Source organism: Neisseria sp. P0021.S005, assembly GCF_051956955.1.
Genome location: NZ_JBQCWY010000670.1, coordinates 1 through 1664, shown reverse-complemented (window position 1 = coordinate 1664; position 1664 = coordinate 1). Strand labels below are relative to the sequence as shown.

The following is a 1664-nucleotide window of genomic DNA, read 5'->3' as shown; positions in this document are numbered from 1 at the left end:
GGAAGCGCATAATCATCGCGAATCCAATCATCCAGCAGATAAACGGCACGATAAGCCAGGCATCGAATGAGGACAGAATCACGCCGGAAGTGATGAAGTACACCAGCACATACACAACCATATCGGCGACGGTCATCACGACATCGCGCAGCGCCAGCGCGGTTTGCATCACTTTGGCGGACACGCGTCCTGCAAATTCGTCCTGATAAAAGCCCAGGCTTTGACCCAGCATCAGGCGGTGGAAATTCCAGCGCAGGCGCATGGGGAACACGCCTTGCAGGGTTTGCAGGCGCACACTGGACGCGAAAAAGGTCCAAACGGCAAAAAATGCCACCATGGCCATCATGCCGATTAAAGCATGGCCTTTTTCAACAAAAAGCGTTTGCGGCGTATAAGTGCCGAGCCAGTCGACCACCTTGCCCATAAATTGGAACATCAAGGCTTCCATGATGCCGACACCGACCGTAAATACGGCCAACACGGCAATCCATTTGCGCACGCCTTCAATGTTGCTCCAAATAAACCGCCACAACCCTTTTTCTGGCGTTTTCGGCGCGGCTTCTGGATAAGGGTCGATGCGGGACTCGAACCATGAGAATATTTTTTTAATCATTGTTTTTACAAATGTGATAAGACGGTCAGGCCGTCTGAAAAGAGGTGTTCAAATACATTCAAGACTGTATTTTACGGGAAAAATCCGACTGATGACAGCGGATACCGTCAGTCCGATCAAACCAATCTATCGGCTTGACCATCTAAAAATCCATTTTCTTTGCATAAAACAAAGGCCGTCTGAAAGTTTTCAGACGGCCTTTGCTGAATTTAGGTTGCCCTTAAAAATCACTCTTTACGTTGACGGCCCAAATCGGCAGCGGCAGTAAACAAAACGTCGGTGGAAGAGTTCAACGCAGTTTCTGCAGAGTCTTGAATCACGCCGATGATGAAGCCGACGGCAACCACCTGCATGGCCACATCGTTATCGATACCGAACAGGCTGCACGCCAAAGGAATCAGCAGCAACGAGCCACCGGCCACACCGGATGCACCGCACGCGCTGACAGTTGCCACCAGGCTCAGCAGCAGGGCAGTGGCGAAGTCAACCGTAATGCCTTGCGTGTACGCCGCAGCCATCGCCAAAACGGTAATGGTGATTGCCGCACCGGCCATATTGATGGTCGCACCCAATGGAATGGAGATGGAGTAAGTGTCTTCGTGCAAACCCAGTTTTTTCGCCAATGCCATATTCACAGGGATATTGGCGGCGGAAGAACGGGTAAAGAAGGCATACACGCCACTTTCACGCAGGCAGGTAAACACCAGCGGGAAAGGGTTGCGGCGGATTTGCGTCCACACAATAATCGGGTTGACCACCAAAGCGATAAACAGCATACAGCCGAGCAATACGGCCAACAGCTGCATATAACCGGCAAGCGCTTCAAAACCGGTTTCCGCAATGGTAGAAGACACCAAGCCGAAAATACCCAGCGGCGCAAAACGGATAATCCATTTCACAACGGTCGAAACGGTATCGGCCAAATCGGCCGCCACTTGGCGGGTCGTATCCGAACCGTGATGGCGCAAAGCCGCGCCCAATACCAAAGCCCAAGCCAAAATGCCGATATAGTTGGCATTGGCCAGCGCGTTAATCGGGTTGGCCACCAAAT

At 51.9% G+C, this 1664-nt stretch carries 1 protein-coding gene and 1 pseudogene; both read right to left on the bottom strand.

Annotated elements, in window-relative coordinates:
* Positions 1-613, bottom strand: a pseudogene (locus ACTHUE_RS18155) (multidrug ABC transporter ATP-binding protein); the annotation flags it as partial.
* 227 nt (positions 614-840) lie between these two features.
* A partial coding sequence (sstT, locus tag ACTHUE_RS18150) for a serine/threonine transporter SstT (protein ID WP_440424110.1) occupies positions 841-1664 on the bottom strand: 824 nt, incomplete at its 5' end.